Source organism: Actinoplanes sp. NPDC026670 (genome assembly GCF_040638175.1).
In the GTDB taxonomy this organism is placed as follows: Bacteria; Actinomycetota; Actinomycetes; order Mycobacteriales; family Micromonosporaceae; genus Actinoplanes.
In genome coordinates this window covers 1-6,569 of the sequence record NZ_JBEZXU010000143.1, presented here as the reverse complement: position 1 = coordinate 6,569, position 6,569 = coordinate 1, and the positions used below count along the sequence as shown (strand labels likewise).

The 6,569-nt window shown below is 70.6% G+C and carries 5 protein-coding genes; 2 read left to right on the top strand and 3 right to left on the bottom strand.

Features of this window, described 5'->3' with window-relative positions; genetic code table 11:
* Positions 1–400 precede the first annotated feature (400 nt).
* Entirely contained in the window at positions 401–901 is a 501-nt protein-coding gene (locus tag AB0E94_RS52320) for a DUF456 domain-containing protein (RefSeq protein WP_360344327.1), read from the bottom strand.
* 331 nt (positions 902–1,232) lie between these two features.
* Here AB0E94_RS52320 and AB0E94_RS52315 point away from each other — a divergent pair, with 331 nt between their 5' ends.
* A complete protein-coding gene (locus tag AB0E94_RS52315) occupies positions 1,233–2,156 on the top strand; it encodes a FliA/WhiG family RNA polymerase sigma factor (protein WP_360344324.1) in 924 nt (307 codons plus the stop codon).
* Between the two features lie 126 nt (positions 2,157–2,282).
* Here AB0E94_RS52315 and AB0E94_RS52310 read toward each other — a convergent pair whose 3' ends face one another.
* Both AB0E94_RS52310 and AB0E94_RS52305 read right to left on the bottom strand, forming a co-directional pair.
* On the bottom strand, positions 2,283–3,206 hold the full coding sequence (locus AB0E94_RS52310) for a GNAT family N-acetyltransferase (RefSeq protein ID WP_360344321.1): 924 nt from the start codon (positions 3,204–3,206) through the stop codon (positions 2,283–2,285).
* 238 nt (positions 3,207–3,444) lie between these two features.
* Positions 3,445–5,751 carry an ATP-binding domain-containing protein gene (locus AB0E94_RS52305; RefSeq protein ID WP_360344318.1) on the bottom strand — a complete coding sequence of 769 codons (2,307 nt, stop codon included), beginning with the start codon at positions 5,749–5,751 and terminating at the stop codon, positions 3,445–3,447.
* A gap of 175 nt (positions 5,752–5,926) precedes the next feature.
* Between AB0E94_RS52305 and AB0E94_RS52300 the strand changes: the two genes are divergently transcribed.
* Positions 5,927–6,454: a hypothetical protein gene (locus AB0E94_RS52300; RefSeq protein ID WP_360344315.1), complete on the top strand. Its 528-nt coding sequence runs from the start codon at positions 5,927–5,929 to the stop codon at positions 6,452–6,454.
* The last annotated feature ends 115 nt before the right edge of the window (positions 6,455–6,569 follow it).

Sequence of the window (6,569 nt, the reverse complement as noted above, 5' to 3'; positions counted from 1 at the left end):
TCTTGCATGAGTCACTCGTAGATCACCGGTGCCGAACCCTACCGATACCAACCCCTCCCGGAACCGGCCCACCTATAGAAGCGTCGCTGCCAGGGTGGAGAGCCGTGCAAGATCTACAAGGTTGGGTGAGGGCGAATTCTTCGCGAATACGACATTCCGGGCCTCGGGTCGGTGTCTCAGCTGCCTACGTGACAGGTGCGATAGCCCTAAGGCTCGGCGGGACGACATCGCACAGCAGAGGGATTGACCCCGGACGCGGCGAAAGCCTTGAAGAAGCTTCACGGGCGCGACCGGACTCCACAAGATCGCCAAGGGTGAGCCGAATCCGCGGGACAGGCGTGACGGAAGTCCACAAGATCGCCGGCGCGCGCCGGAAAGTGGCGCGCCCTGGTGGGTGGGGCTAGGCAAAGGCCAGGCCGAAGAGCCAGAGAACGGCGATCAGCAGGGCCGAGGCCAGTTCGACGAGTAGCGAGAGGCCGACCGCGCCGATCGCTGAGCGGGTCGAGGGCCAGGCGCGTTCCGGGCCGAGGCGGCGCAGCTCCATCAGCCAGACGCCGAGGATGAAGCCGAGCACCAGGCCCACGAACGGCACCGCGAAGAAGCCGATCAGACCGAGCACGCCGCCGACGATCACGGTCGAATTGGGAATGCCGGTGTCCTTGAGCTTCTTGCCCGGCCACACGAACTTGACCACCATGCCGATGCCGGCGATCAATGTGGCGAGCGCCGCGACGAGCAGCCGGGCGCCGCCGGATCCGCCGCCGAGCAGCGCCCAGAGCAGCACCCCGCTCCAGGTCAGCAGCAGGCCGGGCAGGATCGGCACGATCACGCCGATCACCCCGGTCAAGATCACCAGGCCGGAGATGAGAGTGATGGCCGCGCTCGTGTCGCTCAATTCCATGCGGCACACCTTGCCCCACCGCCGCCAGAACTCTCAACCGGACCCCATCGCCGCCGATGGAAGGGCCATCGCGAGACCGACCTGGACCGCCGAGGAGAGCGGAAGCCCGAGCACGCAGGGCCACCGAGGAGAGCGGAAGCCCGAGCGCGCAGGGCCGCCGGAGACTCCCGAGCAAGCGGGACCGCCGGACACCCGCGAGCGGGCCGGATTTGAAGCAACCGGTAGGCAACTGTCCGTGACCTGAACGTGCACCCTCCGCACTTGAAAGTTTCTCCTGTCAGCCGGTGCCCACCCAGCCAGGGGCGCCGACGAGCAACCGGGGGAAACGAACATGACCAGCACCGTGACGACCGCTGCCGACCTCATCGCCGACACCGCTTCCGCCACGCCCGTGCTCACCGTGCGCGAGCAGGAGGACCTGATCCGCACGCACATGCCGCTGGTCGGCCACCTGGTGCGGGACATGCTCAGCCGGATCCCGAACCACATCCACCGCGACGATCTGACCAGCGCCGGCCTGCACGCCCTGGTCACCGCGGCCCGCGGCTGGGACCCGCAGCGCGGTGTCCCGTTCCACCGCTTCGCCGGCACCCGGATCCGCGGCGCCCTGCTCGACGAGCTGCGCGCGCTGGACTGGGCGACCCGCTCGGTGCGGTCGAAGGCCCGCAACACCGACGTCACCCGTCAGCAGCTCACCACCACGCTGGGCCGCACGCCCACGCCGGAGGAGCTGGCGCAGGCGCTCGGCACCACCACGACCGACCTGCACCAGACCGACACCGACGTGCAGCGGGCGACCGTGCTGTCGCTGCAGGGTTTCACCACCAGCAGCGCCGACGACCTGGTCACCGAGCGCGACCCGGGCCCGGAGGAGATGCTGCTGCGCCGTGAGCAGATCGGCTACCTGCACCACGCGATCGACTCGCTGCCGGAGCGGCTGCAGACGGTCGTCACCGAGTACTTCCTCCAGGAGCGCCCGATGGCGGAGATCGCCGCCGACCTGGGTGTCACCGAGTCGCGGGTGTCGCAGCTGCGCGCCGAGGCGCTGTCGCTGCTGCGCGACGGCCTGAACACCCACCTCAACCCGGAGATGGCGCCGGTCCCGGACAACCCGGAGAGCATCACCGCCCGTCGCCGCGCGACCTACTACGCGAACATCGCCAGCAACACCACCATGCGCAGCCGCCTCGCGATGACCAACGCCCAGGGCCACACGGCGCTCGGGCGTGGCGCCAAGCCGGCCACCGCTGCCTGACATCTCCGACGACAGAGATGGGCTCGGCGTCTCTCGACGCCGAGCCCATCCGTCTTTCCCGATCTTGTGGACTTCAGCGGGACTGGGTGTGGGCGAAGTCGACAAGATCGCGAGACGGGCGGCGGTCTAACCGAGTTCCAGGGACGTGACCGCGTAGATGCCGGATCGGTCGATCTGCGGGACGCCGCCGGTGTACATCCGTGCCGTGTCCCAGGCCGCCTTCAGGCCGGCCCGTTCGGCGAGCTGGTTCGCCACCGGGTGATCGGCCGGCATGTCGATCATGACCGGAACGTCGTCCCCGCCGGGCGGCACCACACCGCCGCCGAGCAGCGCGGTGCCGCCGCCGATGAGTTCCGTGCCGGTGGGCCGGACTCCCTCGGGGACACTCAACGCGGCCAGCAGGGTCTCCGCGGTCTCCGGTGAGTCGGCGAAGAGCGGCCCGATCCGGTCCACGTCACCGGCCGGCCGCCGGGCCGCGAATCCGACGATCGTCCCGCCACGCCGCGCGACGACGGCCCGCCGGCCGGGCAGCGTGATCCACAGCGCGAGGAAGGCGTCCCGTTCCGCCGGGAAGAACCTGCGGTCGTAGGCGGCCAGATCACCGAACCCGACACTGCGCGCATCTGTCACCTCGATGCCGGAGTCTCGTTGCAGGCCGCCGAGGACGCCCTGGTAGCGGGTGGTGGTCCAGGCCTGCTGGAAGCCCGACTTGCGATAGTTGTCCTGCTGGGCGACCACCCCGTCGAGCCCGATGTTGCGTCCGGCGAGCCGTTCCATGCCGGCCTGCCAGGTCCGGTATCCGAAGCCCCGCCCCCGGAATTCCGGAACTGTCAGATACAACCCGATGAACCCGTGCCCCGTCCCGTACCGGATCGCGGAGATCGAGGTGATCGGCTGCCCGTCCAGCCGTCCGACGAGAAACCCGCCGGGGTCCGCCGGATGAAACGCGCTCTCGTCGCCGTCGCCCGGATTCCAGCCTTCGGCCACCGCCCACCCGGCGATCACCCGCACATCGTCAGCACTGGCCGCCGACACTCTGAATTCAGCCACCCGGCCACTCTAAATTCGCAATACCGGCAAACCGGTCAGCCCCGCCGCAACACCCCACCCCGCGTGCCGACCTACGGTCCAGATCGAGCCACAGATCATCACGCACAAAAGGGGGTCACCCCACGCGTGCCGATCAGCGGTCCGGAACGCACCACAAGTCGGCACGCACAAAGGGGGTCACCCCACGCGTGCCGGCCAGCGGTCCGGAACGCGCCACAAGTCGGCACGCGGGGGTGGGTCAGGCGAGTGCGGCCAGCACCTTCGGGAGGTCGGTGGTGTGCAGGACACCCAGGCGCCGGGTGGCCCGGGTGACCGCCACGTAGAGATCGGACAGTCCACGGGGCGACTCGGCGATGATCTCGTCCGGGGCCACCACCAGCACCGAGTCGAACTCCAGGCCCTTGGCCTGGCGGACGGTCATCAACGCCACGTGGTTGAGCAGGTCGGGCTGCTCGCCGACGGCCGCACCGGGAACGGCCGCGACCAGGTCGGCGCCGAGCGATGCGGCCAGCCGCTCGGGCGCCAGGATGCCGAGACGGCCCTCCTCGATGAGGGCGGCCTCTTTCCGTACCGCCGAGATGAGCTCTTCGGAAAGGGTGACGTCAGGCACCCGCCGCGCCCATGGGGTGACGCCGGCGGACCGCACCGACCGCGGCGGCCGCAACGCGGGATCGACCGCGGCGAGCACGTCGGCCGCGACCGCCATCACCTCGGCCGGGGTGCGGTAGTTGACGCTCAGCTCGACGATCCGCCAGCGCTGCGCGACGTACGGCTCGAAGACCTGCTCCCAGCTGCTGGTGCCGGCCAGTTCGGAGGTCTGGGCGACGTCACCGACCGCAGTGATCGAACGGCTCGGGCAGCGGCGCATGAGCAGGCGCCAGGCCATCGGGGACAGTTCCTGCGCCTCGTCCACGATGACGTGACCGAAGACCCAGGCGCGGTCGGCGGCGGCCCGTTCGGCGGCGGTCCGGGTGTCGATCACCTCGTGGCGCTCGACGAACGCGCCCGCGTCGACGACGTCGAGAGCGGACAGGATCTCGTCCTTCTCGGCGCCCTCGTCCTCGAAGTCGAGCGACCGGGAGCCCTCGACGATCTCGAGGACGCCTTCCGCGTACTCGATGGCGGCTTTTCTCTGCCGTTGCTGCTCGCGGACCTTGAGGGTGTCGTCGACGCCGAGGAGTTCGGCGAGTTCGTCGAGAAGTGGGACGTCGGCCGGCGTCCAGCCGGCCGAACGGGCGCGCAGCAGCTCGGCCGGCAGCCCGGCCGACTCCAGCCGGCCGGCGTCGCTGAGCAGGTCGCGCAGCACCTGGCGCGGGGTGAGCACCGGCCAGAAGTCGAACAGCGCCTGCTGGACGTCGATGTCCTCGCGCAGTTCGCGGCGGGTCTCGGCGAGGTCGGCCTCGGAGAGCAGGTTGTCGCCGCCGAGCGGGTCGGCGCCGATCCGCTCGGCGATCTGCTGGGCGAGCTGGTGGATCGCCTCGGTGACGAAGATCTGCCGGGCCACGTTGTGCGGGCGGCCGGAGCGGCGGGCCGCGGTCCGGGCGGCGAGCAGCACCTCGCGCTCGATGCGCAGCGGGTAGCCGTCGTGGTCGACCTCGACGAAGTCGTCGGGCAGGGTCTGCCGGTCGGCGACCGCGTTCTCCAGGGCGTCGAGCATGTCGGTGCCGCCCTTGATCGCGGCGACCGCCGGCGGCTCGGCGGCGTGCGCGCGGACCCCGGGGAACATGTCGCCGAGGGTGGCCAGCAGCACGCCGGTCTCGGCGAGGCCGGGCAGCACCTGGGAGATGTAGCGCAGGAACGTGGTGTTCGGCCCGAGGATCAGCACACCGGTACGGGTCAGCTGCTCGCGATAGGTGTAGAGCAGGTACGCCGCCCGGTGCAGGGCGACCGCGGTCTTGCCGGTGCCCGGACCGCCCTGGACGACGAGGACACCCGGCAGCCCGGAGCGGATCACCTCGTCCTGCTCGGCCTGGATGGTCTCGACGATGTCGCGCATCCGGCCGGTCCGGTTGGCGGTCAGCGCGGAGAGCAGCGCTGCCTCGCCGGTCACGTCCTCCCGCCCGGTGCCGTCGCCGGCCTCGATGTCGAGGGTCTCGTCGTCGATGCCGGTGAGGACCCGGCCGCGGGTGCGCAGGTGCCGGCGGCGGGTGACGCCCTCCGGGTGCACGGCGGTGGCCAGGTAGAAGGGCCGGGCGGCCGGGGCCCGCCAGTCCACCAGGAGCGGACCGGCGTCCCGGTCCTCGGCGAAGAGGCCGAGCCGCCCGATATAGCGCGGACTGTCCGCGGAGAAGTCGAGCCGCCCGAAACAGAGGCCGTTCTCGACGGAATTGAACTGTGCCAGTTGTTCGGCATAGTGGGCGCGGGTGGCTTCCCGCTGGGTGCGGCCCTGCGGAGTGCCGCCCGCCTCCAGGAGGATCGCACGCAGCCGGTTGTCGGCCTGCTCACGCAATTGATCCAGGCGCTGGTAGAGCGTGGTCAAGTACGCCTGCTCAGACTCGATGTCGGCGCTTGAGCTTGACAAAGTCGCCCCTTTTTGTGGTATCATTCCGGCGTTCGGCAACCATTCCTATGGTTGCCTTTTTGTTTGCCCGTAAAGCATTCGGCAAACGACCAGAATAGCCGAGGCGCGGCGGGTTACGGCCCGGGGCGCAAGTGTCCGGAACCCGTCATCGACACGCCGGGGCCGTTACGCGCGGCGGGCGGCCGTCATTAACCGGGACATGGACAACAGCCACCCGAAGCTCCTGCGCCTGGGTGCCGTGGCCCTCGCCGCGGCCGCCACCCTCACCGTCGCCGCCTGCACCGAGGAGAGCCCCGAGCCGGCCGGCAACGCCGCCGCCGCGGCAGCCCAGGGCCAGGCCGCTGGTCCCCAGCCGAAGACCCTCGACGGCGCCAAGGCGGCCGCGCAGACCGTGTTCGACAGGTTCAGCGGCGGGGACTTCGCCGGGGCCTGGGACATGTACACGACGGCCGGCAAGAAGGCGATCACCAAGGACGACTACGTCAAGCTGAACACCGCCTGCTCCCGCAAGGGCCTGGCGATCCAGCTGACCAGCGCCCGGCTGGAAGGCGCCGACAAGGCCGTGGTGATCGCGAAGCAACTGGTCGCAGCCCAGTCGTACACCATGGTCTACGAGCAGGACGCCTGGAAGCTGGAGCCGGCCAAGGAGGGCCTGAGCCTCTACAAGATGGGCGCCGCCAAGGCGATCGCCGCCCAGAAGAAGGCCGGCACCTGCGCCAACTCCTGAGATATGGGGGCCCGCCGCGAACCGCGGCGGGGCCCCCCCGCCCCCCCGGGGGGGGGGGGCGCCCCCCCCCCGCCCGCCCCGGCCGGGCCGGGGGCGCAGGGGAGCCGCGGTGCCC